Here is a 22,554-nt window from a genome sequence, read left to right on the forward strand (position 1 = left end):
GTGCGCGCAATCCCGACCGATGATCTGCGATTCGGGGTCTGGCAACACTCATCCGGAGGCGACCATGCAGGTACGTGACGCGGAAGCGGGCGACATCGATGGCATCGTCGCCATCTACAACGACGCGGTGCTCCACACCACCGCGATCTGGAACGAAAAGACTGTCGACGCGGCCAACCGCGCGGCCTGGCTGGCGGACCGGCAGCGGGCGGGCTACCCGGTGCTCGTGGCGATCGACGACCGTGGCGCCGTCGCCGGCTATGCGTCATTCGGAGACTGGCGCGCTTTCGATGGCTACCGCCACACGGTGGAGCATTCCGTGTATGTCCGCCAGGACGTCCGCGGGGCGGGCATCGGCAAGACGCTGATGGTCGCCCTGATCGATCGCGCCCGCCGCATCGGCAAGCATGTGCTGGTCGCGGGCATCGACGCGAAGAATGCCGGCTCCATCGAGATGCACAAGAAGCTCGGCTTCGAAGAGGTCGGTCTTCTGAAGGAGGTCGGCACCAAGTTCGGCGCCTGGCTCGATCTGGCTTTTCTTCAGCTCAAGATCGACTCGCGCGCCGATCCTGACGCGCTGCCCACCCCGTAGTCGAACGCCCGGGCCGTCGATCTATCGCGAGTGCGCCTGGACCCATCGGACGATGTCCGCGGCGCCCATCGCGCCGGCCTGACGCGCCACTTCCCGACCGCCCTTGAAAAGCGCCAGTGTCGGGATGCTCCGGATATTGAAGCGCGCGCCGAGGGCCGGGACCGCCTCGGTGTCGACCTTCGCGAGCCGCACATGGGGCTCCAGTTGCGCCGCCGCCTGCTCGAAGCCCGGCGCCATCTGACGGCACGGTCCGCACCAGGGCGCCCAGAAATCGACCAGCACCGGAAGCTCGTTGCGTGTGACGTGACGATCGAAGGAGGCTTCGTCCAGCGCGGTCGAACGACCGGTGAACAGAGGCTGATGACAGTTGCCGCAATCCGGCGCGCTACTGAGCTGCGCCTTGCGCACGCGGTTGGTGGTATGGCAGTGCGGGCACACGATGTGCAGCGATTCGGTCTCGGTCATGGGTACTCCGTCGGTGTTGCTCGCCAAGGACGGAATCTACGGGCGCATGCGGAAAATTCAAGGTGATCGGGCGGTCATGCGGCCTTCGGCTCAGGCAGGACCGATGTCAACGCGAAGTCGACGAGATGAAGCCAGGTCGGCTCGAGACCCATGATGCTGTGGTGGTCGGAGCCAGGGATCGTCTGCACGGCGATGGGCGTGGGCCACGCTGCAATGAGCTTCTCCGATCGCTCCGGCAGCACGACGTCGTCCGACTCGGCCAACAGGACCTGGGTCTTCGCGGCGACTTCCCGGCTATGAGCGAGGGAATTGAATTGGTGCCGCAGCAGGAGGGAGAGCGGAACCAGCGGAAAGCGCCTCTTCGCCACTTCCAGCATCGAGTCGTACGGCGTGACCAGCTGGAGGCTCGAGAACTCCTGCCGCGCGACGAGCTGGATGGCCACGCCAGTTCCCAGGCTACGACCGACGACGTGCAGGCGCGCGTTGGGCAAGGCCTGGCGCAGGTGATTGGCAAACTGGCTGGCGTCCTTGACGGAGGCGATCTCGGAAGGGTGACCTTGGGAGTCGGCGACACCTCTGTAGTTGATCGCGGCGAATCCGAAGCCTTCCGGAAGCCAGTGCAGCGCCTGGGCCGTGGCGCGGACGTCCTCGCCCCGGCCCGCGAAATAGATGAACAGGTCCCGTAGCGCCTCCTCGCCGTGCGGGTGATAGACATACCCGCGGACCATCCCGCCCGGCACGGTGTGGGAGTAGGTGGAAAAGTCGTCGGACAGGTGAACGACGGGGTGCCGCTTGCGGGCGTCGAAGAGGATGTGTCCCTGGCGTAGGGCAAGCAGAGCCCAGTAGGTTGCGATGCTGCCAAGCGCGGCTGCTGAGGCCGACAGTGCGATGCGGGCGGCTTTGGATGACAAGGCTCGGCTCCTGGGAACTGGAAAGAAACACGGTGAAGAGTTTCGCCGTTTCCTTCCCATCGCGCCTGCGCTCCCTCAGGCCGCGCTCATTCCGCCTGGATTCGCGCCGCCTTGACCACATCCCCCCAGCGCGCCAATTCGGCCTTGCTGTAGTCGCCGAGCTTCTTCGGGTCCATGTAGTCGGCCGAGGCGCCCTGTTCAGCCGCCTTCTGCTGGAACGCCGGCGTCGCCGTGATCTTGGCGATCTCGCTGCTCAGGCGATCGACCACGGCCTGCGGCGTCTTGGCCGGCGCGAACACGGCGAACCATGAGGTGGCGTCGAGCTTGGGCATGCCGGCCTCGGCGGCGGTCGGCACGTTGGACAGCGAAGTGAGACGCGTCTTGCCGGTGACCGCCAACGCACGGAGCTTGCCTGCCTGGATGTGCTGCATGAAGGGCGGCGGCGTGCCGAAGGTCATGTCGACCTGGCCGCCGAGCAGGTCTTGCAGCGCCGGACCCGTGCCCTTGTACGGCACGTGCGTGAGTTGGATGCCGGCCTGCTGTTCGAGCATGGCACCCGTCACATGCTGGAGCGAGCCATTGCCCGACGACGCATAGGTCAACTTGCCCGGGTTGGCCTTGGCGTAGGCGATCAACTCGGCGAGGTTCTTCACGGGCACGCCCTCGCGCACCACGATGACTTGCGGCGCGCTCAGCACGTTGGCGACGGGACGAAAGTCTTCCGCTGACCATTGCGGCTTCTGCTGGCTCACGTGCGGCGTGATCACGTGGTAGCCCGAGTACTGCATCAGGAGCGTGTAGCCGCCCGGGTCGGCACGCTTCACCGCGATCGCGGCAATCGCACCGTTGCCGCCGCCCTTGTTGTCGACGATCACCGACTGGCCAAGCGCCTTGCCCAGCGGATCGGCAAGCATGCGCGCCGAGATGTCCGTCGTGCCGCCGGGCGCGGTGGGGACGATCATCGTGATCGGGCGGCTTGGATACGGCCCGTCCTGGGCGATGGCCAGCCCGGCGCCGACCATGCCGGACGCCGCGATCAAGACGGCCAGTGTGCGGCGTGTGAATGGCGTTGCGGATGGGGATTGGTGAAATGTCATGGTTGTCTCTCTCGGTTGTTGGAAATCTCAGATGGCGCGCGCCATCGCACGTTCACGGATGGCGGCGAAGTCGGCAGGCACCGGGTGCAGGTCGAGCCGGCGTCCTGCCTTGACGATCTGGCTCGGAATGTCGTGGCCGATCAGCGGCGGCAGGCGCCGTGAAGCTTCGACCAGCAACGCGAGATCGACGCCGGTGCGATAGCCCATCAATTCGAGCGCATGAACGATCTCCTCGCTGCAGACGTTGCCGGTCGCGCCGGGGGCGTAAGGGCAGCCGCCGATGCCGCCGAGCGATGCGTCGAAGCGGTCGGCACCGGCATCGATGGCCGCCAGGACGTTCGCCAGGCCCATGCCACGCGTGTTGTGGAAGTGCAGCGTGAGCTCCGTGCCCGGCCAGCGATCGCGGAAGGCCGCCGTGAGCGCGGCGACCTGCCCCGGATAGGCCATCCCCGTCGTGTCGCAGAGTGTGACGCCGCGCGCGCCCAGGCCTTCGATGAAGCGTGCGCACCAGTCGAGCACGGTGGCCACGGGCACATCTCCCTCCATCGGGCAACCGAACGAGCACGAGAGCGAAACGTTGACCGGCACCTTGACCTGCCGAGCCAGCGCGTTGACTTCCGACAGCGCTGCGAAGGACTGCTGGCGCGTCATGCGCAGGTTGGCGAGGTTGTGGGTTTCGCTGGCCGACATCACGAGGTTGAGCTCATCGGCGTTCGCGTCGATGGCGCGCTCGGCGCCGCGCACGTTGGGCACCAGCGCGCTATAGACCACGTCGGGCCGGCGCTCGATTTCGCGCAGCACGATCTCGGCATCGCGCAAGGCCGGGATGGCCTTGGGCGACACGAAGGCAGTCACCTCGATCTTCGCCATGCCGGCACGCGACAGGGTATTGACCAGTGCGATCTTGTCCTCGGTCGGAACAAAGGCCTCTTCGACCTGCAGGCCGTCGCGCGTGCCGACCTCCTGCATGTGAATGCGCCGCCCGGCGCCGTTCCAGAGCGTGTCATTGCGATTCATGCGACCACCTTCCTGCCGCGCAGGGCGGCGATGTCTTGAGTTGAAAAGCCGATTTCATCGAGCACCGCGTCGGTGTCGTCGCCCAGGCGCGGCGCCGAAGAGCGCACCGTGCCCGGCGTGCCGAGCAGCTTGGGCACCACGCCAGGCACGTCGACCACGTGGCCGTCACGCGTGGTTTGCTGGAGGATCATGTCGCGCGCCCGGTAGTGCGGGTCTTCGTCGATGTCCTTGGCGGTGTAGACCTTGCCGGCCGGCACCCGGGCCTCGCCAAGCACGGCGAGCACCGCGGCGACCGGGCGTGTCTGCGTCCACGCCTCGATCGCCTCGTCGAGTTCTGCGACGCGGGCCACCCGGCCGGCGTTGTTGGCGAGTTCGGTGTCGGCGCCCAGGTCGTCGCGGCCGATCACCTGCATCAGTCGCTTGAAGATGCTGTCGCCGTTGCCCGCGATGAGCACGTAGCCGTCGCTGCACCGGTAGGCGTTGGAGGGCGCGATGCCCGGCAGCGCACTGCCGGCCGCCTCGCGCACAGCACCGAAAGCGCTGTACTCGGGCAGCAGGCTCTCCATGACGTTGAACACCGCCTCGTGCAGCGCCACGTCGATCACCTGACCCTGGCCGCCGTTGACCTTGCGGTGATACAGCGCGGTGAGGATGCCGATGGTGCCGTGCAGCGCGGCCAGCGTGTCGCCGATCGAGATGCCGCAGCGCACCGGCACGCGGCCCGGTTCGCCGGTCAAGTGGCGCAGGCCGCCCATCGCCTCGCCGATGGCGCCGAAGCCCGGCAGGTCGCGGTAGGGGCCGGTCTGGCCGTAGCCCGAGATGCGCAGCATCACCAGGCCGGGGTTCTGCTTGGAGAGCACGTCGTAGCCCATGCCCCAGCCTTCCAGCGTGCCCGGGCGGAAGTTCTCGATCAGCACATCGGCCTCGGCGATCAGCTTGCGGGCGATCTCCTGTCCTTCGGCGCTGCGCAGGTCCAGCGCGATCGAGCGCTTGTTGCGCGACTGCACCTGCCACCACACCGATGTGCCTTCCTTGATGAGGCGCCAGTTGCGCAGCGGATCGCCCGTGCCCGGCGCCTCGATCTTGATCACGTCGGCGCCGAATTCGCCGAGCGTCTTGCCGGCGAAGGGGCCGGCGATCAGTTGGCCCATCTCGATGACGCGCAAGCCCTTCAGGGCGGCGGGCGTCAGGGGGCTGGATGCGGTTTCATCGTTCATGCTTGTCTCCAAGGGGTGCATGAATTCTGGAATCGCAGCCTCGCCAGGGGAACGACAAAGGCACTGAGCCAGCTTTCGTGGATCGCGAAAGCTGGCACGGGTTTCCCCGAAGGAATGTCCCGTGGCGCGGCTAGTGCCCCGCGGGATCGCAGAGGTGGTCGATCAGCAGGCGCACGTGCCGGGGCACTGCGCTCGCGTCCCGCAGGCCGATCAGGAGTCGGCGCGCCGCCCACGAATCCTGCAACGCGATCTGCTTCAGGTTCATCGAGCGCAGGTGAGGCCGGACTGCATCTCGCGGCAGCACTGCAACGCCCAGGCCGGCTGCCACCATCTGGCACATCGCGTCGAAGCTGCGGACCTGCAGGCGCATCTTCAGGCTGCGGCCGAGCGCCTTGGTCTCGGCCTGCAGGCGCTTGGCCAGCGAGGTGCTCTTGGGCAGGCTGACGAAGTCGTAGTCGATGGCCTCCTCGAAGCGTACTGTGCGGCGGCGCGCCAGTGGATGGCCCTGCGGCACCACGAGGACCAGGCGGTCTTCGCGGTAGTTCATCTGGTGCAGGCCCAGCGCGGGCGTGCGGTCGGCGAAGATGCCGATGTCGGCTCGGCCATCGAGCACTGCCAACACCACTTCGCCGCTGTCCTCTTCCTCGAGTTCGATGCGTATGCCAGCATTCGCACGGACGAAGGACGAAATGTCCGCCGGCAGGAACTGCGTCACCGCCGACGTATTGGCCCACAGCCGCACGACACCCACCAGGCCGGTCGCATGGTCCGACAGGTCCGCGGCCAGTTGATCGACGTCACTGAGGATGCGTTGCGCATGCACCTGCAGCGCCTGGCCGGCCACGGTCAGGGTGATCCCGCGCGAATGGCGTTCCAGCAATGTGGCGCCCACGGCCGCCTCGAGATCGGTGATGCGCTTGCTGGCGGCGCCGACGGCCAGGTGCGCCAGTTCGGCGCCCTTGCTGATGCTGCCGCTGCGCGCGACCTGGCTGAACAGCGACAGCGAAAACAGATCGAGCCGATGAAGGTTCACGGCAATTCGAGCAGGCGCTTCAACGCCGCGAGGTCGCGGCGCACATGCGCCACGTCAGCGTCGAAGCTCTCCTGGCTCACGCCCGCCGATCGAAGCACGACGAAGGTCAGCAGGCTTCCGTCGCCACAGGGCGTGACCCGGAACGCGTTGTGGGCGCGGACTCCGTCCGGGAGCGTGACGTCGTGATCGAGAACGCCGAACGGATTGACAGGCGCCATCTCCACCTTGACCTGGCCCATCGGCGAGTCGGCGAACCATGCCCCGTCCCGCTGCTGGATGCCCGCGGCGAGACCGGACGCCCACAGCGGCAGGTTCTCCATTTGCCGGCTGAAGTCATAGACGACCTTCGCCGGTACGCCGACTGTCTCGCTGACGACCAATGCCTCTTGAATTGCTGCGGTCACGCCTTGCCTTTCGCGTCTTGAATGGGCCGCATGCTGCCACAGCCCAGGGGCGGGAGTGCCCCTTGGTGCAATAGCCCCGCTCGAAGGCTGCGCAGCGGTCGGATTCGTTGGTGCGGGACGCGCCTGGGGCAAGAGCACGAGCTTCAGCGAGGGGAGAACGTCATCAGCCGCGGAGTGGGCTTTCGCTACCAGATCGCGCGGCGCCTCGGCATGTGGGTCGGGCTCGACTATGCGAAGGGCCGGAGGGCGGAACCTGATACATCCAGGTGGGCAGCGCCTGGCGCTAGCTGAAATCGTCGATCTCGAACAACGGCCGAAGCTCGATCTCGAAGTGTCGGCCATTTCATCTGTCTCAAACTGACCACTGGGGGACCTTCCGGTGCCCGCCCCTCTACCGGCAGACGAACTGTTCCGAACTGACCTCACCGGACGTCATCGAGCCTGTAGCAAACGCCCGAAGAGAAGCGCCGTCGCGGCGCACAAACAGTTCCCCGCCCAGCACGGCGTCAAGCCCACTGGGCGGGCCAGCAGACTTGACCATGCGAACCGCACGAAACGCCCCGAGTGCCTTGCTCTCAGCAAGAACTCGATACGCCCACTCATCGTTCGACGCATTGGAGGCGCGAACCGTGATGCCGTCGCCGCTGCGCACAATTTCAATCTGCCGGGAGCCGAACAGCTTGCCGACCTCGCTGTTGCAAACGAGCGTTTGCGCAGAAGCCGAAGCGACCAGAGTGACGGCCAGAGAGGCGATGATCGGTTTCTTCATGTCGTCATTCTCGCCCGCGCAGCTAGACAACGACCACTGGCAGAATCCGCGCCAGTCGGCCACCTGAGGCCGACACATCGAGGGTCATATGACGGATGCAGTTTGGGGGGTCATCGGCGCTCTGCTGGGATCAATTCCCTCCGTAGGGATCAAGGTGCCGGGCGCACTTCTGACCAAGGGTCGGCCTGAGTTCGATTCAGGGCCGACCGCGAGTTCGACGGATGTTTGGTGGAAGTGTGGAACGGTCCCCACCGCATCAGCCCTCTCTCCCTGTGTAGTCCAGTAGTTGCCGAATCTCGATCTCGGAGTCGCCGTGCATGGGATTGGGACATCGCCTGACCCATTCGACGGCCTCATCCATGGACTTGACTTGCCACAGCCAGAACCCGGCGATGAGTTCCTTGGTCTCCGCGAAGGGGCCGTCGATCACGGCCCGCTCGTTGCCCGAGAAGCGCACCCGTTTGCCTCGCGCGCTCGGGTGCAGGCCTTCGCCAGCCAGCAGCACGCCCGCCCTGACGAGTTCCTCGTTGAACTTGCCCATGGCCGCCAGCAGGTCCGTGCCGGGCATTTCGCCGGCTTCCGATTCCCTGGTCGCCTTGACCATCACCATCACACGCATGGCATTTCTCCTCAGGACACGCAAACCACTCGCCAAGCCGGCACCTTGCGCTGGAACCCCTTGAGTTCCAGTTCACCGGCCTCCTGGATCGACCACGCGGCATCCGGCGTTCCATCCTGCAGTGCACCATGAACGCGCTGGGAGATCAGGATCTCGCCACCCGCCGCCTCCCCGCAAAGCCGGGCAGCCAGGTTGGTGACCGTGCCGATGGCGCCGTAGTCGATGCGCGCGTCGAAGCCGATGCCGCCTAGCGTCGCGAAGCCTTGCGCAATGCCGATGCCCATGTGCAGGTCGTAGCCGCGGCGGCGCCATTGCCCGCTGAGGGCGGCCATCTCCCCCTGCATCTGGACGGCCATGCGCAAGGCACGCGCCGGTGCGTCGGCCACGGGTTGCGGATCGTTGAAGAAGATCATCATGCCGTCGCCAGAGAAGCGCTCCAGCGTGCCCTCGTGGGCCAGCACCAGCCGCCCCATCGCAGCGTGGTATTGCGCCAGCACGGCCATCACTTCTTCAGGCTCCGCGGTCTCGGTGAAGGCGGTGAAGCCGCGCAGGTCGAGAAAGACGACGGTGATCTCGCGCCGATGGCTTCGCAGCGGATCGTCGGCGCCACCCGCAAGAATGGCCTCGGCCAGTTGGGGGGAGAAGAAGCGCTTGAGCTGGCCGATGCGTTCGAGCTGCTGCACGCTCTCCTGCACGCGTCGCTCCAGCGTGGCGTTCCACGCCTGCAGTTCGGCGCGCTGGCGCTGCACTTCGTCGTACAGCGTCTTCACCCGCAGCAATGAACGCACGCGCGCCATCAACTCGGCCTGGTTGATGGGCTTGCTCAGGAAGTCGTCGGCGCCTGCGTTCAGCCCCTTCACGCGCTCCTGCTCGGGGTCGAGCGCGGTCACCAGCACCACCGGAAGCACGGCGCAGGCCGGGTCGGCGCGGATGGCGCGGCACACGTCGTAGCCGTTCATGCCCGGCATCATCACGTCGAGCAGCACCAGGTCGGGCGGGTCGGCGGCGATGCTCGCCAGGGCCTCTTCGCCGGACGCGGCGGTGCTCGTCCGATAGCCGCGCGCACTCAGCAGGTCCGACAGCAGCCGGAGGTTTTGCGCGACGTCGTCGACGACCAGGATGTGCTCGCTCATTTCGAACGTCCCTCGCTCAGCAGGCGATCCACGACTTCGAGAAAGGGCTTGAGCGACACGGGCTTGGTCAGGAAGGCGTCGAAGCCGGAGTTGACGATGTTGTGCTGGGCGTCCGGCATGACCGAAGCCGAGATCGCGATGACCGGCGTGGCGTCCAGCTCGGGCTGCTCGCGAATCTGGCGCAGGGCGGCGATGCCGTCGATGCCGGGCAGCAGGATGTCCATCAGGATCAGGTCCGGCTGATGCAGCATCGCGAGGCGCACGCCCTGTTCCCCGGTCTTGGCCTCCAGCGTGACGTGGCCCTTGTGCTGGAGGATGTCGCGGGCGAGCTTCATGTTCTTCTCGTTGTCCTCGACGATCAGGATGGTGCTCATTGGGTAACCTCCGTGCTTCGCACCGCGGTGCGAGCTTGCTTGGAGCGGTCCGGCGCTGCGCTCATGCAAGGGCCTCCAGAGTCAGCAGCGGCAGAAGAAAAGTGAAGGTCGCGCCTTCGCCGAGGCGGCTTTCGACGCCCAGCGTTCCGCCATGCAACTCGACGAAGCGCTTGGCCAGTGACAGGCCGAGTCCGGTGCCCTCGGCCTTGCGCAGGTAGTCGCCGCCCGCCTGCCGGAATTCGTCGAACACCAGTGCCTGGTCTTCGGGCGCGATGCCCACGCCGGTGTCGGCCACGCTCACCTCGGCCATCGGCTTGCCGGCCTTCTCGACGCGCCGCGCGCTCAGTCGCACGCGGCCCCCGGCCGGCGTGAACTTCACCGCGTTGGACAGCAGGTTCACCACCACCTGCTTGACCTTGCGGGCATCCGCCACCCACTCGTTCAACCCTTCGCCCACCTCCAGCGACATCGACAAGCCGTTGCGCTGCGCCCGCTCGCGCACGAGGGTGAGCGCGTTGTCCAGCAACAGGCCGAGGTCGAAGCAACTCGAGTCCAGCTCCATCCGGCCCGCCTCGATCTTCGACAGGTCCAGCACGTCATTGATGAGCGTCAGCAGATGCTGGCCGGAGGAGTGGATGTCTTGCAGGTATTCCATCTGCTTGTCGTTGACCTCGCCGAACATCCGCTCAGTCAGCACCTCGGAGAAACCGATGATGGCGTTCAGCGGTGTGCGCAACTCGTGCGACATGTTCGCCAGGAACTCCGACTTGTGGTGGTTGGCGACTTCGAGCTGCCGGCTCTTGTCCTCGATCTCCTGGAAGAGCCGCGCGTTCTGGATCGCGATCACGGCCTGGTCCGCAAAGGTCTCGACGAGGCGGACTTCGGCGTTCGAGAAGGGGTGCACCTCCTTGCGAAGCACGGCGATGATGCCGACCGACGCGCCCTCGCGGACCATGGGCACGGCCAGCACGGTCCGGAATCCGAGGCGCGTCTGCGCCTCGCGCGAATCCGGGTACTTCGAATCGATCAGCTTCGCGATGTCCTCGACGTGGACCGTCCGGCGCTCGACGAAGGCGCGGCCGATCACCGTCGCGCTGCTCAGTGGCAGCTCGTCGCGGCCCAGTTCGGCGCCGGTCTCGATCTGGTAGCCGGTCATGGCCCGCAGGTGATCGCCTTCCGGCAGCCAGACACGGCTGCCATGCGCGCGGCACAGCCGCACCGAGCGTTCGGCCACCGCCTGCAGCACCGGTTGCAGATCGGTCGGCGAGCGGCTCAGCACGCGAAGGATCTCCGCCGTCGCGGTCTGGAATTCGAGCGCAGCGGTCAGCTCGGCGGTGCGCAGTTCCACCTTGCGTTCGAGCCCGCCGTACAACTCGCGAAGCTGCGCCGACATGCGGTTGAACTGGTGGGCCAGGCCTTCCAGCTCGTCGCCCGTTTTGACGACGATCTCCTGCTTCAGATCGCCTTCGCCGATGCGCCGCGCGCCCCGGGCGAGCGTGCGGATCGGCTGCACCATGCTGCGTGCCAACACCGACGCCGCCAGTGCCGAGATCAACAGGCCGGCCAGCAGCAGCACCGCGGCGCGCAGAAAGGATGCGTTGAGCTTTGCGTACACCTCGGCAATCGGCTGTTCGACGAAGACTTTCCAGCCCAGCGACTTGATCGGTGCCATCGAGGTCAGCACGGTGGCGCCATGGAGGTCGCGCGACACCATTGCCTGGTCCTCGACGGCGCCATCGGCTGCCGCGGCCTGCACATGCGGGAGCGATGCCACGCTGGTCTTGCGCAGGACCAGTCCGATGTCCGGGTCCGCCACCAGCAGCCCGTTGCTGTCGACGACGTAGGCCTTGCCCTTCTGGCCGATCTGGATGCGCGACACCACCTCCCAGATGAACTTGAGGTTGAGCTCGGCGATGGTGACGGGGCCCTTCTCGCCGCCCGAGCGGATCGCCACCGTCATATAGGGTTCGGTGTCGCGGTTGAAGTAGACCGGGCCGAACCACGCAGCATCGGGCACGGCGTTGCGGAAGGCTTCTTCAGCCGACCGATTCTTGCCGGACCCCATGACGTCCATGCCCAGCCGGGATACCGCGATCTGCTCTCGGCCCGTGCGGTCGAGCTGGGCGATGTCGGTCACCTCCGGGGCCTGGCGCAGCAGACGCCAGAATTCCGTCCGCCGCGATTCCAGGTCGGAGGCGTCCAACTGGGCGAGGGATGCATAGGTCAATTGCTGGGAGACCTGCTGGACGTACTGCTCGATGCGCAAGGCCGCACTGACCGCCTTCTCATGCTGGAAGCTGGCGAGCGACGTCTTGTTCTCCTGGTAGGAGAAGTAGAGCCCGATCGCGCTGGAGGCCAGCAGCACGCTCGTCACAAGCGAGAGGATGAGCAGCAGGTACTTGCGAAACAGGCGTCCACGGTGAACCTCCCGCGTCGCCTGCGACAGCACCGCGAAGCGTCGCCCACCGGCCGGCGGCGCGAGATCGCCCGAGAGCGAAGCGGGAGACGAATCCGGGGGCGTCATGAACCCTCCATTGGACATCGCCATTCGCATGATGGGAAGACCGGCCGCTTAGGCCTATTGGCCGACCCGATACCGCGCATGCACACCGGCGCTGGGCCGGAAGCAGCGCAAAATCGGTCCCTGCGGCTGCCGGCAACAAGGAGGACTTCGATGCGCAGCAAGATCGTGGGGCTTCTCCTGGGCGCCGTGCTGATGGCCGGCTGCCCGGCGCTTGCCCAGCAGCCGAAGAAAATTCCGCACCTGGGCTACCTGGCGGCCGTCTCGGCCTCCGCAGACGCGCCGCGCCTGGAAGCGTTCAAGAAGGGCCTCCGCGATCTCGGCTATGTCGAAGGGCAGACCATCCGCATCGACTACCGTCACGAAAGCCAGGATCTGCAACGGCTCCCCATGCTGGCCGAGGAACTGGTGCGCATGGACATCGACGTGCTCGTCACGGTGACCACCAATGCCGCGCAGGCGGCCAAGAAGACAACTTCGACGGTGCCCATCGTCTTCATGGGTGTCACCGATCCGGTCACCACCGGGCTGGCCGAAAGCCTGGCGCGGCCCGGCGGGAACAGCACGGGCGTCACCAACGTGGCGGCCATCCTCACCGGGAAGCGGCTGGAACTCCTCAAGGAAACGGACCCCAAGGCCGTCCGCGTGGCGGTGCTGTGGGATCCGCAAGCGCCTGGCTCCATCCCGCAGTGGGAGGCCAGCCAGGTGCCGGCGGAGAAGCTGGGGCTCCAGCTCTATTCGATGGAAGCCAGCAGCGCAGACAGGTATGCACAGGCGTTCAAGGATGCCGTCAAGGCGCGCGCCACGGCCGTGTGGGTGACGCTGAATCCGGTCGCGAATTCCAACCAGAAGCTGATTGCGGAATTGGCCATCGAAAACGGATTGCCGACCATCTGCGCCCGGGGCGACTACGCGGAAAACGGGTGCCTGATGGCCTATGGGCCCGGCTACGGCAACGAGGGCAAGGACGGCGCCCGCTATGTCGACCGGATCCTGAAAGGCGCCAAGCCCGCCGACCTTCCGATCGAACAGCCGACGAAGTTCGAGTTGCTGATCAACCTCAACACGGCCAAGCGACTCGGCTTCACGATTCCGCGTTCGGTGATGAACCGGGCGGACAAGGTGATTCAGTGATCGGGCTTTGAGCGGCCGATAGAATCACCGGATGTCCCGCGTTCGCGTGTTCCTGCTGTGGCTGGTGATGCTCGCCGTACCCTTCCAGGGGTATGCGGCGGCGTCGATGGCGCTCTGCGGAACACCGGAGCCCGCCATGAAGACGGCGATGGCGTCGCATGACCATGCGGCGCACCATCACGATGCCGCATCGCATGCCGATGACGACAGCCGCGCGAACACCTCCCACGCGCATGCCGACACATCGCACAAGTGTTCCACCTGCGTCTCGTGCCATGCCGTCGCCTTGACGAGCGACACGCAGGTCGCGCCGGCCCACGTCTTGCCGCAAGCCGATCTGGCCGAGCCGGCCAGCGCGAAGGCGACGTTCGCGTCTCGCGTTCCCGACAAACCACCTCGCGCCTAGTCGCGTCACACCACCGGCCGCCCTGGCTGCCGGCGTGCCTTGACGCGCCATGTATCGCTCGCGCGTCCGCCCCCTGGAGGGTTGCTGACGTCGCTCCGTTCATGAACATCGCGAGGATTCCATGTCTTCTTCATTGCCAGCCCGCTGGCTGGCCGCATTGCCTGCATTGGCGGCGTGCGCCGCCGTGGCGCAGACGCCTTCGACGCCTGCTTCGACAGGAGCAGGCGCCACGCCGCCTGCCTTGACATACCGCTCGGCGCTGGATGGCTATCGGCCGTTCGCCGACGACAAACCCATCCCCTGGAGAGAGGCGAACGACACCGTCCACGGCAGGGGCGGTTGGCGCGCCTATGCCAAGGAGGCGCAGGGTTCAGGAGACGTGGCAGCGCCGTCGAACGATGCCCATCCGCAGGAGGGGCATGGGCATGCCATGTCGGCGCACAAGGAGCATCCGTGATGCGCGCCGTGACGCTGAGCGCAATGGCTGCCGCAGCGCTCCTGCTCACCGGCTGCGCCTCGGTCGGCATCGATGAGGTGCTCGAGGAGACGAACGCCAGCACATCGCAGTTCACCGATGGCAAGCTGGAACTCAGCCGCACCGACGAACAGCGCGAGGCCCGTGCGGCGCTGACAGACGATCTGCTGACGCGTCCGCTTTCTGAAAGCGATGCGGTCCGGGTCGCGCTCGCCAACAGTCCAGCCGTCCAGGCGATGCTTGCGCAAAGCTGGGCGGGCATGGCTGCAGCCAATCAGAGCGGAAGGCTCCCGAATCCGCTCTTCAAGTTCGAGCGTCTCCGGCTCGGCGATGAGCTCGAACTGGGACGCCTGCTGTCCTTCGGCCTGGCGGATCTGATCCTGTTGCCTCAGCGCATGGCGCTCTCGAAGAGCCGGTCGGCGCAGGTCAAGGTGCAGCTGGCCTCCACGGTCGTCGACCAGGTGACGCAGGTGCGCCAGGCCTGGGTGCGCGCGGTCGCGGCGCAGCAATCGCTTCAGTACGCCGTGCAGGTGAACGAGGCCGCGCAAGCCAGCGCCGAACTGGCCCGGCGCATGCAGCAGGTCGGGAACTTCAGCAAGCTCCAGCGCGCGCGGCAACAGGTCTTTCACGCGGACGCGACGACGCGGCTGGCGTCCGCGCAGCACGCGACGGCGGCTGCGCGCGAGGATCTCGTTCGCATGCTCGGCCTGGACGACGCGCAGGCCGCGAAGCTGACGCTGCCGGACCGCTTGCCCGACCTGCCCAAGGCGCCGCGCGAAGCCGACGAAGTGGCAGGTGCGGCGAACGATCAGCGGCTCGATGTCCGACTCGCGCGCGCGCAACTCGACGTGGCTGGCAAGACCCAGGGACTGAACCTCCTGCCCACCTTCATCGACATCGAAGCCGGCGCGCGGCATGACACGGTCTTCGCGAGCGGAGGCAGAGTCAATCGCAACGGCTACGAGCTCGACGTCCGACTGCCGCTCTTCGACTGGGGCACTGCGCAGCGCGATGCGATGAATGCGCAGGCGCTCGCCGCCGCCTACCGCTACGACGCGACCGTGCGCGGCGCCAACTCGCAGCTGCGCGAAGGCTACTCCGCGTACCGCACCGCCTACGACATCGCGCGGCACTACCGGGACGAGATCGTGCCGCTGCGCCAGACCATGGCCGAGGAAAACATGCTTCGCTACAACGGCATGCTGATCGGCGTCTTCGAACTGCTCGCGGAGACGCGCGAGCAGATCACGAGCGTGATGGCCGCCATCGACGCTCAGCAACAGTTCTGGCTTGCCGATGCCGCGCTGGCCGCGTCGGTCATCGGAAAGCCCACTTCCCCTTGAAACCATGACGCACAGACGCAATTTCCTGAGCGCTGCCGGCGCCATCACCGGCGCGATCGCAGCCGCATCGGTGTCCAGGGTGGCGATGGCCGCCTTGCCTGAGCCGGTGCTGCAGACCAGGCCCGATACCATGCCGCCGCTTTCGCCATCCAGCGGCCGGCCCTACAACCCCGTCGTCACGCTCAACGGCTGGACGTTGCCATGGCGAATGAACAGTGGCGTCAAGGAGTTCCATCTCGTCGCCGAGCCGGTGGTGCGCGAGATGGCGCCGGGGTTCAAGGCGCACTTGTGGGGCTACAACGGCCAGTCGCCCGGGCCGACCATCGAAGTGGTCGAAGGTGACCGCGTGCGTATCTTCGTCAGCAACAAGCTGCCCGAGCGCACCAGCATCCATTGGCACGGCCAACGCTTGCCCAACGGCATGGATGGTGTCTCGGGCCTCACGCAGCCGGCCATCGCGCCGGGGAAGACCTTCGTCTATGAATTCACGGCGCGCCGGCCGGGCACCTTCATGTACCACCCGCACGCGGATGAGATGGCGCAGATGGCCATGGGGATGATGGGTTTCTGGGTCACGCACCCGAAGGCGGCGCATCCGCTGATCGACGAGGTCGATCGCGATTTCGTCTTTCTGCTCAACGCCTACGACATCGAGCCCGGCAGCGCGACGCCGAAGATCATGACCATGCTGGACTTCAACCTGTGGTCCTGGAACAGCCGCATCTTCCCGGGCATCGATTCGCTGAACGTGCGGCACAACGACAAGGTCCGCATCCGCTTCGGAAATCTCACGATGACGAACCATCCGATGCATCTGCACGGACACGAGTTCGTTGTGACAGGCACCGACGGCGGCCCGAAGCCGAAGGGCGCGCGTTGGCCCGAGGTGACGACCGACGTCGGTGTCGGCCAGATGCGGCAGATCGAGTTCGTCGCGGACGAGGAGGGCGACTGGGCCTTCCATTGCCACAAGAGCCACCACACGATGAACGCGATGGGCCACGACGTGCCCACCATGATCGGCGTCGACCACAGCGATGTGGTCGGCAAGATCACCAGGCTCATCCCCGACTACATGGTGATGGGTGAACGCGGCATGGGCGACATGAGCGAGATGGCAATGCCCTTGCCCGACAACACGGCGCCGATGATGAGCGGCGAAGGCCCGTTCGGCTCGGTCGAGATGGGCGGCATGTTCAGCGTCGTCAAGGTCCGAAAGGGACAGAAGGCAGGCGACTATTCGAACCCCGGCTGGTTCAGGCAGCCGCCGGGCACGGTCGCTCGTGAGTTGACCGAACCGGTTGCCAAGGCGCCGCGTGCGCGCGGTGCGGGGCCATCGGTCATGCCGTCGCAGAACATGCCGGCCGCCAACGTCGAAGTGCAGGTCCGCAAGCCGCGCGGGCATGCAGGTCATTGACTCAACATACAAAGGAATCTCAGATGCTCGGTTTCAGAAATTCACTGCTGGCGGGCGTTGTCGCACTCGCCGGCCTGGCGCATGCGCAATCCGCCACCGACGAACTCAGCAACGGCGAGGTGCGCAAGGTCGACAAGGAGAACGCCAGGATCACGTTGAAGCACGGGCCCTTGAACAACCTCGAGATGCCCGGCATGACGATGGTGTTCAAGGTCAGCGACAACGCGCTGCTCGACACGGTGCAGACGGGCGACAAGGTCCGTTTCAGGGCCGAGATGGTGGACGGGAAGATCGTGGTGACCAAGCTGGAGGCAACGCGGTGAGCGTGGGTTGTACGCCAATGAATTGAGCGTTCACGGCGGCAGGGTGGCCGATTTCTTTGGAGTCGGTACAGTGCGTGATCCACCCCCCGCAATCGAAGGCCGTTCGCATGCGTCGTGTCGCGTCATTGATCACCATCGTCATCCTGATCGCTGCCTGTACCACGATCGCGACCCGCCGCTTCGACGACTTGTTCGGGCCAGCGGATCCCCAGCGCTTCGACCATCCCCTTGCGCCGCCGCCGGGGCAGTCGTATGCGCAGACCATCCAGCCCATCCTCGACCGTCGCTGCGTCGTATGCCACGCCTGTTACGACGGGCCTTGCCAACTCAAGACCACCAGTTGGGAAGGGCTGGCGCGAGGCGCGAACAAGACGCCCGTGTACGACGCGAGCCGGCTGCTGGCGGCGACGCCGTCGCGTCTGTTCGTCGACGCCGACAAGCCATCGGAGTGGCGCGAGCGCGACTTCTTTCCGGTGCTCAACGAGCATGCGCCCACGCCGGAGGCCAACCGGACCGCTGGCCTGATGCACCGCTTGCTCGTGCTCAAGCAGCAGCATCCGCATCCGACGGAAGGCGTCGTCGAGGGCGGACTGGATTTCTCCATCGACCGATCGGCGATGTGCCCTGCCGGCGCGGAGATCGACCGCTACGAACGCGCAACGCCCCAAGGCGGCATGCCCTTCGGCCTGCCGGGACTGAGCGCAGCCGAGCACGGCGTCCTCGCGCGATGGCTGGAGCAGGGTGCGCCTTACGAGGGCCCGGCCGCGCCGACGCCGCTGGCAACGCAGCGCATGGCCCAGTGGGAGCGCTTCTTCAATGGCGATTCCCCGAAGGAAAGGCTCTTCAGCCGCTACGCCTACGAGCATCTGTTCCTCGCGCACCTGTACTTCGACGACGATCCGCAGCGCCAGTACTTCAAGCTGGTGCGCTCGGCCACGCCGCCCGGCCAGCCGCTGCAGTTGATCGCGAGCCGCCGTCCGGTCGACGATCCCGGCGTGGAGCGCGTGTACTACCGGCTCGTGCCCGAGCGCGAGTCCATCGTCGCCAAGACACACATGCCCTATGCCCTGGGCGCACAACGGATGGCGCGCTGGCGGGCACTGTTCATCGATGCGCCCTATGCGGTAGAGCGTCTGCCCGGCTACAGCGCGGACACGGCCGCCAATCCTTTTTCGACCTTTGAAGCCTTGCCGGTCAGCGCGCGCTATCGCTTCATGCTCGACGAGGCCGAGTTCACGATCATGGGTTTCATCAAGGGGCCGGTGTGTCGCGGCCAGATGGCGCTCGATGTCATCGAGGACCACTTCTGGGTCGTGTTTCTCGCCCCGACCAACGATTTCGACGCCGCGCAATCGAAGCTGCTGGCGCGTGATGCCAACCTGCTGCGCCTGCCGACGGGCAGCAGTGACACCGGAGTCCTGATCCCCTGGCTGACCTACGCAAATCTCGAGAACGAGTACTTGAAGGCCAAGTCGGATTTCCTCGCGCAGTCGTTGCAGAGTCCCGGCAGCCTGAACCTGCGCCTGATCTGGGATGGCGAAGGGAGCAACCGCAACGCCGCCCTCACGGTCTTCCGGCACTTCGACAGCGCCAGCGTCGTGAAGGGCATGGTGGGCGAGTCGCCCAAGTCGGCGTGGGTCATCGGCTACCCGCTGCTGGAACGCATTCACTACCTGCTGGTCGCGAACTACGACGTCTACGGCAACGTCGGACACCAGCTCAACTCGCGGCTCTACATGGACTTTCTGCGCATGGAGGGCGAGTTCAATTTCATCACGCTGCTGCCCAAGGCGCAGCGAGTGGCGACGCGTGACCAGTGGTATCGCGGCGAAAGCCTTGCCACGCGCGAGCAGGTCTATGGCGGTCCGTCGACGACGCTGCCCGTGGAAAGCGGCATACGCTTCACGACGGCCGACCCGAAGCGGGAGCTGCTGGGCATGATGAAAACGAAGCTCGCACCGGTGCTGGACACACGGTTCGACATCGATCGTCACGTGGCGCCGCCACTGAGAGCGCCACTGCATGAACTGGAAAGCGTGCGAGGCTCGGCCTTGCAATGGCTGCCTGAAAGCGCACTGCTGGTGGTCGACGCACCCAACGGCGACAAGCTCACCTTCAGCCTGTTGCGCAATACGGCGCACGCCAGTGTGTCGCACCTGCTTGGCGAACGTCGCGAACTGAGGCCTGATGAAGATTCGCTGACGGTTGTCCCTGGCGTGATCGGCAGCTATCCCAATGCCTTCTACCGAGCGACGGCAGCCGAGCTGCCCACGATGACCGCAGCCATCCGCCAGCTTCGCTCCGAAGCCGACTACGCGGCCTTCTCGAGGCGCTGGGCCGTGCGGCGCACCAATCCCGATTTCTGGGCCTTCAGCGATGCTCTGGTCGATCGCTACCAAAAGGATCAGACCCTCGAAGCTGGCATCCTCGACTACAACCGCTTCGAAAACCGATAGTCGACGAGAGCCTCATTCCGCCAGCTCGTCGAGGATGGGGCAATCGGGGCGGTGGTCGCCGTGGCAGCACTGCGCCAGCCGCTCCAGCGTGCGCTTCATCGCGGTCATCTCTTCGATGCGCCGATGCAGGTCGTCCGCATGTGCGAGGGCGATGCGCTTCACGTCTGCGCTCGCTCGCCGCTTGTTCTGCCAGAGCTTCAGCAGTTCCGCGATCTCCGCCATGCTGAAGCCCAGGTCGCGCGCACGGCGGATGAAGCGCAGCGTGTGCACGTTGCTGTCGGTGTACTGGCGGTAGCCCGCATCGGTGCGGGCCACGTCCGGCAACAGGCCGAGGGATTCGTAGTGCCGCACCATCTTGGCGGAGACGCCCGATCGCGCGGCGGCCTCGCCGATGTTGAAAGGTTCCATGCCTGCTCCTGCCTCGCTCATTGCGCGTTTCCCTTCCAGCGCCGCAGCAGCAGCGCATTGCCGACCACACTCACGCTGCTGAACGCCATCGCCGCACCGGCGATCACCGGGCTCAGCATGCCGAAGGCCGCAAGCGGGATGCCGACCACGTTGTAGGCAAAGGCCCAGAACAGGTTCTGGCGGATCTTCGCGTAGGTGCGGCGCGAGATGTCGATGGCGTCGCTCACCAGCGCGGGGTCGCCGCGCATGAGCGTGATGCCGGCCGCATGCATCGCGACGTCGGTGCCGGTGGACATCGCGATGCCGACGTCGGCCGCGGCCAATGCCGGTGCGTCGTTGATGCCGTCGCCCACCATAGCGACGCGGTCTCCGTCGGACTTCAGTTGCGCGATGATCGTCGCCTTGTCCTCGGGCAGCACCTCGGCGCGGACCGTATCGATCTTCAGGGCGCGTGCCACCGCCTCTGCGCTGCCGCGGTTGTCGCCGGACACGAGCGCCGTCCGGATGCCTTGCGCATGCAGCTGGCGGATGGCCGCCGCCGCGCTGGCCTTGGGCGTGTCGCCGAACGCCAGCAGACCGATGAGGGTGGGGCGATCGGTCACGTCCGCCAGCCACGAGACGGTGCGGCCCTCCGACTGCAATTGCGTGGCGCGTGCATCGAGCTTGCCGAGCGGCACCGCGAGTTCGCGCATGAAGCGCGTGCTGCCCAGGCGCAGTTCGCGCCCATCGACGATGGCCGACATGCCGCGTCCGGCCACGGCTCGCACGCCGCCCGCGCGCGGGATTTCGACGTTCGCCTTCTTCGCCGCCGCCAGGACGGCACGGGCCAGCGGATGCTCGCTGCCCGACTGGATCGCCGCGCTCGCCCGCAGCAGCGCGGCAATGTCGCCGTCCACTGCTTCGAACGCCACCAGCTCCGGGCGGCCTTCGGTCAGCGTGCCGGTCTTGTCGAAAGCGACGATCTTCACGCTGTGCGCGATCTCGAGTGCCTCTGCATCCTTGATCAGGACGCCATGACGCGCGGCGACGCCCGTGCCGGCCATGATCGCGGTCGGCGTCGCCAGGCCCAGCGCGCAGGGGCAGGCGATCACGAGCACGGCGACGGCATTCAGGATCGCCGTTTCCCAGTTGCCCGTGACGAGCCCCCAACCCAGGAAAGTCAGCAGTGCAATGCCGATGACCACCGGCACGAACACATTGCTCACGCGATCGACCAGGCGCTGGATCGGCGCCTTCTTTGCCTGCGCGGATTCCACCAGCCTCACGATGCGCGCCAGCGTCGATTCCGCGCCCACGGCAGTCGTGCGAACCACGAGCAGGCCCTGGCCGTTGACCGACCCGCCCGTTACCGCATCGGTTACCTGCTTGGCGACGGGGAGGCTCTCGCCGGTGATGAGCGATTCGTCGACTTCGCTGGCGCCCTCGACCACGGCGCCATCGACGGGCAGGCGTTCGCCGGGCCGGATGACGACGAGGTCGTCGATCCTGACCTGCGCCAGCGCCACGTCCTGGTCGATGCCGTTGCGGCGAACGCGCGCGCGCTCGGGCCGCAATGCATTCAATGCGCGGATGGCTTCGGTGGTCTGCCGCTTGGCCCGGGTTTCGAGCCACTTGCCCAGCAGCACCAGCGTGATGACCACCGCCGAGGCCTCGAAGTACAGGTGCGGCATGCCGCCGTGGCCGGCGTGCGTGAGGAGCAGGTAGACGCTGAGGCCGTAGGCGGCCGTCGTGCCGAGGGCCACGAGCAGGTCCATGTTGCCGGCACGGGCCTTCAGGGCCTTCCAGCCCGAGCGATAGAAGCGCGCGCCCAGCCAGAACTGCACGGGCGTGGCCAGTGCCAGTTGAAGCCAGCCGTCGATCATCCATTCCTTGCCGAAGAGAAGCCCGAGCATGGGCAGCACCAGCGGTGCCGAGAGAATCGCGGCCGCGATGACAGGCCATGCATCGTTCCGGCGGCGCGGTCGTGCGACCGGCGCTCCGGCCGATGACGCGGTCTGTTCTTCCGGAGCGTCTTCGCCCACGCTGTAGCCGGCCTTCTCGATGGCGGCGCGCAACGTGCCGAGCGAGACCGAGCCATCGGTCTGCACGCTGGCCGCCTCGGTGGCGAGGTTGACGCTGGCCTCCGTGACGCCGGGAATGCCGGCCAACGACCGTTCGACCCGCGCCACGCACGACGCGCAGGTCATGCCTTCGATCGGAAGCGACCATTCCTTCAGGTCGCGCGAACCGGGCGAGAGCGCCAGGCTGCTGTTCATTCGGTATCTCCTGTCCTTCAAGCCATATTTGCGGCGGATGCAGGAAGTATCAACCTTGACATCATGGGAGGGTCAAGCCGCTGCTTGATCTCTGCCTTTCGATCTATCTCGACGGAAACTAGTAATTTGGTGTTACCTCCGTTATGCTTTTCGCACAACTTCTCAAAGAACCATAGGAGGAACTA

21 protein-coding genes and 1 pseudogene are annotated in these 22,554 nt (G+C 66.3%); 8 read left to right on the forward strand and 14 right to left on the reverse strand.

Annotated features, from left to right (window positions below; translation table 11 throughout):
- Positions 1–64 precede the first annotated feature (64 nt).
- Complete coding sequence (locus QTI24_RS25540; protein ID WP_286604198.1) at positions 65–592, forward strand: GNAT family N-acetyltransferase; 528 nt, start codon at positions 65–67, stop codon at positions 590–592.
- Between the two features lie 21 nt (positions 593–613).
- Here the strand turns inward: QTI24_RS25540 and trxC are convergent, their stop codons facing one another.
- The 12 genes and pseudogenes from trxC to QTI24_RS25600 all read right to left on the reverse strand — a co-directional run bounded on the left by trxC (position 614) and on the right by QTI24_RS25600 (position 12,155).
- Positions 614–1,057: a thioredoxin TrxC gene (gene trxC, locus QTI24_RS25545; protein WP_286604199.1), complete on the reverse strand. Its 444-nt coding sequence runs from the start codon at positions 1,055–1,057 to the stop codon at positions 614–616.
- A gap of 74 nt (positions 1,058–1,131) precedes the next feature.
- On the reverse strand, positions 1,132–1,968 hold the full coding sequence (locus tag QTI24_RS25550; RefSeq protein WP_286604200.1) for an alpha/beta hydrolase: 837 nt from the start codon (positions 1,966–1,968) through the stop codon (positions 1,132–1,134).
- An 86-nt stretch (positions 1,969–2,054) separates the two neighbouring features.
- Positions 2,055–3,065 carry a Bug family tripartite tricarboxylate transporter substrate binding protein gene (locus tag QTI24_RS25555; protein ID WP_503011310.1) on the reverse strand — a complete coding sequence of 337 codons (1,011 nt, stop codon included), beginning with the start codon at positions 3,063–3,065 and terminating at the stop codon, positions 2,055–2,057.
- A 27-nt stretch (positions 3,066–3,092) separates the two neighbouring features.
- Positions 3,093–4,082, reverse strand: coding sequence for a hydroxymethylglutaryl-CoA lyase (locus tag QTI24_RS25560; RefSeq protein ID WP_286604201.1), 990 nt, complete (start codon positions 4,080–4,082; stop codon positions 3,093–3,095).
- Positions 4,079–5,299, reverse strand: coding sequence for a CaiB/BaiF CoA transferase family protein (locus QTI24_RS25565; protein ID WP_286604202.1), 1,221 nt, complete (start codon positions 5,297–5,299; stop codon positions 4,079–4,081). The genes QTI24_RS25560 and QTI24_RS25565 overlap by 4 nt, the downstream gene beginning before the upstream one ends.
- A 130-nt stretch (positions 5,300–5,429) precedes the next feature.
- Positions 5,430–6,332 carry a LysR family transcriptional regulator gene (locus tag QTI24_RS25570; RefSeq protein ID WP_286604203.1) on the reverse strand — a complete coding sequence of 301 codons (903 nt, stop codon included), beginning with the start codon at positions 6,330–6,332 and terminating at the stop codon, positions 5,430–5,432.
- Positions 6,329–6,736, reverse strand: a complete 408-nt coding sequence (locus QTI24_RS25575) for an SRPBCC family protein (protein WP_286604204.1) — start codon at positions 6,734–6,736, stop codon at positions 6,329–6,331. Before QTI24_RS25575 ends, QTI24_RS25570 begins: the two co-directional genes overlap by 4 nt.
- A 391-nt stretch (positions 6,737–7,127) precedes the next feature.
- Entirely contained in the window at positions 7,128–7,505 is a 378-nt protein-coding gene (locus tag QTI24_RS25580; RefSeq protein WP_286604205.1) for a hypothetical protein, read from the reverse strand.
- Positions 7,506–7,782: 277 nt separating this feature from the next.
- Positions 7,783–8,124, reverse strand: a pseudogene (locus QTI24_RS25585) (YciI family protein); the annotation flags it as partial.
- An 11-nt stretch (positions 8,125–8,135) separates the two neighbouring features.
- A complete protein-coding gene (locus QTI24_RS25590) occupies positions 8,136–9,257 on the reverse strand; it encodes an adenylate/guanylate cyclase domain-containing protein (protein ID WP_286604207.1) in 1,122 nt (373 codons plus the stop codon).
- On the reverse strand, positions 9,254–9,631 hold the full coding sequence (locus tag QTI24_RS25595; RefSeq protein ID WP_286604208.1) for a response regulator: 378 nt from the start codon (positions 9,629–9,631) through the stop codon (positions 9,254–9,256). The genes QTI24_RS25590 and QTI24_RS25595 overlap by 4 nt, the downstream gene beginning before the upstream one ends.
- Positions 9,632–9,692: 61 nt before the next feature.
- Positions 9,693–12,155: a sensor histidine kinase gene (locus tag QTI24_RS25600; protein WP_286604209.1), complete on the reverse strand. Its 2,463-nt coding sequence runs from the start codon at positions 12,153–12,155 to the stop codon at positions 9,693–9,695.
- Between the two features lie 150 nt (positions 12,156–12,305).
- Here QTI24_RS25600 and QTI24_RS25605 point away from each other — a divergent pair, with 150 nt between their 5' ends.
- The 7 genes from QTI24_RS25605 to QTI24_RS25635 all read left to right on the forward strand — a co-directional run bounded on the left by QTI24_RS25605 (position 12,306) and on the right by QTI24_RS25635 (position 19,706).
- Positions 12,306–13,286, forward strand: a complete 981-nt coding sequence (locus tag QTI24_RS25605; protein WP_286604210.1) for an ABC transporter substrate-binding protein — start codon at positions 12,306–12,308, stop codon at positions 13,284–13,286.
- Between the two features lie 31 nt (positions 13,287–13,317).
- A complete protein-coding gene (locus QTI24_RS25610) occupies positions 13,318–13,692 on the forward strand; it encodes a hypothetical protein (protein WP_286604211.1) in 375 nt (124 codons plus the stop codon).
- Positions 13,693–13,813: 121 nt separating this feature from the next.
- On the forward strand, positions 13,814–14,149 hold the full coding sequence (locus QTI24_RS25615) for a hypothetical protein (RefSeq protein WP_286604212.1): 336 nt from the start codon (positions 13,814–13,816) through the stop codon (positions 14,147–14,149).
- The gene (locus tag QTI24_RS25620) at positions 14,146–15,510 is read left to right on the forward strand and encodes a TolC family protein (RefSeq protein WP_286604213.1); all 1,365 of its coding nucleotides are present in this window, start codon (positions 14,146–14,148) and stop codon (positions 15,508–15,510) included. The genes QTI24_RS25615 and QTI24_RS25620 overlap by 4 nt, the downstream gene beginning before the upstream one ends.
- 4 nt (positions 15,511–15,514) lie before the next feature.
- A complete protein-coding gene (locus tag QTI24_RS25625) occupies positions 15,515–16,927 on the forward strand; it encodes a multicopper oxidase family protein (protein ID WP_286604214.1) in 1,413 nt (470 codons plus the stop codon).
- Between the two features lie 23 nt (positions 16,928–16,950).
- Entirely contained in the window at positions 16,951–17,250 is a 300-nt protein-coding gene (locus QTI24_RS25630; protein WP_286604216.1) for a copper-binding protein, read from the forward strand.
- Between the two features lie 74 nt (positions 17,251–17,324).
- The gene (locus tag QTI24_RS25635) at positions 17,325–19,706 is read left to right on the forward strand and encodes a fatty acid cis/trans isomerase (RefSeq protein WP_286604218.1); all 2,382 of its coding nucleotides are present in this window, start codon (positions 17,325–17,327) and stop codon (positions 19,704–19,706) included.
- A gap of 12 nt (positions 19,707–19,718) precedes the next feature.
- On the opposite strand, the gene cueR is transcribed toward QTI24_RS25635, so the two are convergent.
- Together cueR and QTI24_RS25645 are read right to left on the reverse strand one after the other, a co-directional pair.
- The gene (gene cueR / locus QTI24_RS25640) at positions 19,719–20,114 is read right to left on the reverse strand and encodes a Cu(I)-responsive transcriptional regulator (protein WP_286604219.1); all 396 of its coding nucleotides are present in this window, start codon (positions 20,112–20,114) and stop codon (positions 19,719–19,721) included.
- A gap of 17 nt (positions 20,115–20,131) precedes the next feature.
- Positions 20,132–22,369: a heavy metal translocating P-type ATPase gene (locus QTI24_RS25645; RefSeq protein ID WP_286604220.1), complete on the reverse strand. Its 2,238-nt coding sequence runs from the start codon at positions 22,367–22,369 to the stop codon at positions 20,132–20,134.
- Positions 22,370–22,554: the final 185 nt, after the last annotated feature.

This window comes from Variovorax sp. J22P240 (genome assembly GCF_030316855.1).
In the GTDB taxonomy this organism is placed as follows: Bacteria; Pseudomonadota; Gammaproteobacteria; order Burkholderiales; family Burkholderiaceae_C; genus Variovorax.

Excerpts from the sequence above, each read along its gene's own strand:
- QTI24_RS25630 (WP_286604216.1), top strand. The coding sequence starts at position 16,951 with ATGCTCGGTTTCAGAAATTCACTGCTGGCGGGCGTTGTCGCACTCGCC.
- QTI24_RS25600 (WP_286604209.1), bottom strand. The coding sequence starts at position 12,155 with ATGACGCCCCCGGATTCGTCTCCCGCTTCGCTCTCGGGCGATCTCGCG.
- QTI24_RS25540 (WP_286604198.1), top strand. The coding sequence starts at position 65 with ATGCAGGTACGTGACGCGGAAGCGGGCGACATCGATGGCATCGTCGCC.
- QTI24_RS25555 (WP_503011310.1), bottom strand. The coding sequence starts at position 3,065 with ATGACATTTCACCAATCCCCATCCGCAACGCCATTCACACGCCGCACA.
- QTI24_RS25580 (WP_286604205.1), bottom strand. The coding sequence starts at position 7,505 with ATGAAGAAACCGATCATCGCCTCTCTGGCCGTCACTCTGGTCGCTTCG.
- QTI24_RS25590 (WP_286604207.1), bottom strand. The coding sequence starts at position 9,257 with ATGAGCGAGCACATCCTGGTCGTCGACGACGTCGCGCAAAACCTCCGG.
- QTI24_RS25615 (WP_286604212.1), top strand. The coding sequence starts at position 13,814 with ATGTCTTCTTCATTGCCAGCCCGCTGGCTGGCCGCATTGCCTGCATTG.
- QTI24_RS25565 (WP_286604202.1), bottom strand. The coding sequence starts at position 5,299 with ATGAACGATGAAACCGCATCCAGCCCCCTGACGCCCGCCGCCCTGAAG.
- QTI24_RS25625 (WP_286604214.1), top strand. The coding sequence starts at position 15,515 with ATGACGCACAGACGCAATTTCCTGAGCGCTGCCGGCGCCATCACCGGC.
- QTI24_RS25645 (WP_286604220.1), bottom strand. The coding sequence starts at position 22,369 with ATGAACAGCAGCCTGGCGCTCTCGCCCGGTTCGCGCGACCTGAAGGAA.
- trxC (WP_286604199.1), bottom strand. The coding sequence starts at position 1,057 with ATGACCGAGACCGAATCGCTGCACATCGTGTGCCCGCACTGCCATACC.
- QTI24_RS25595 (WP_286604208.1), bottom strand. The coding sequence starts at position 9,631 with ATGAGCACCATCCTGATCGTCGAGGACAACGAGAAGAACATGAAGCTC.
- QTI24_RS25560 (WP_286604201.1), bottom strand. The coding sequence starts at position 4,082 with ATGAATCGCAATGACACGCTCTGGAACGGCGCCGGGCGGCGCATTCAC.
- QTI24_RS25605 (WP_286604210.1), top strand. The coding sequence starts at position 12,306 with ATGCGCAGCAAGATCGTGGGGCTTCTCCTGGGCGCCGTGCTGATGGCC.
- QTI24_RS25610 (WP_286604211.1), top strand. The coding sequence starts at position 13,318 with ATGTCCCGCGTTCGCGTGTTCCTGCTGTGGCTGGTGATGCTCGCCGTA.
- cueR (WP_286604219.1), bottom strand. The coding sequence starts at position 20,114 with ATGGAACCTTTCAACATCGGCGAGGCCGCCGCGCGATCGGGCGTCTCC.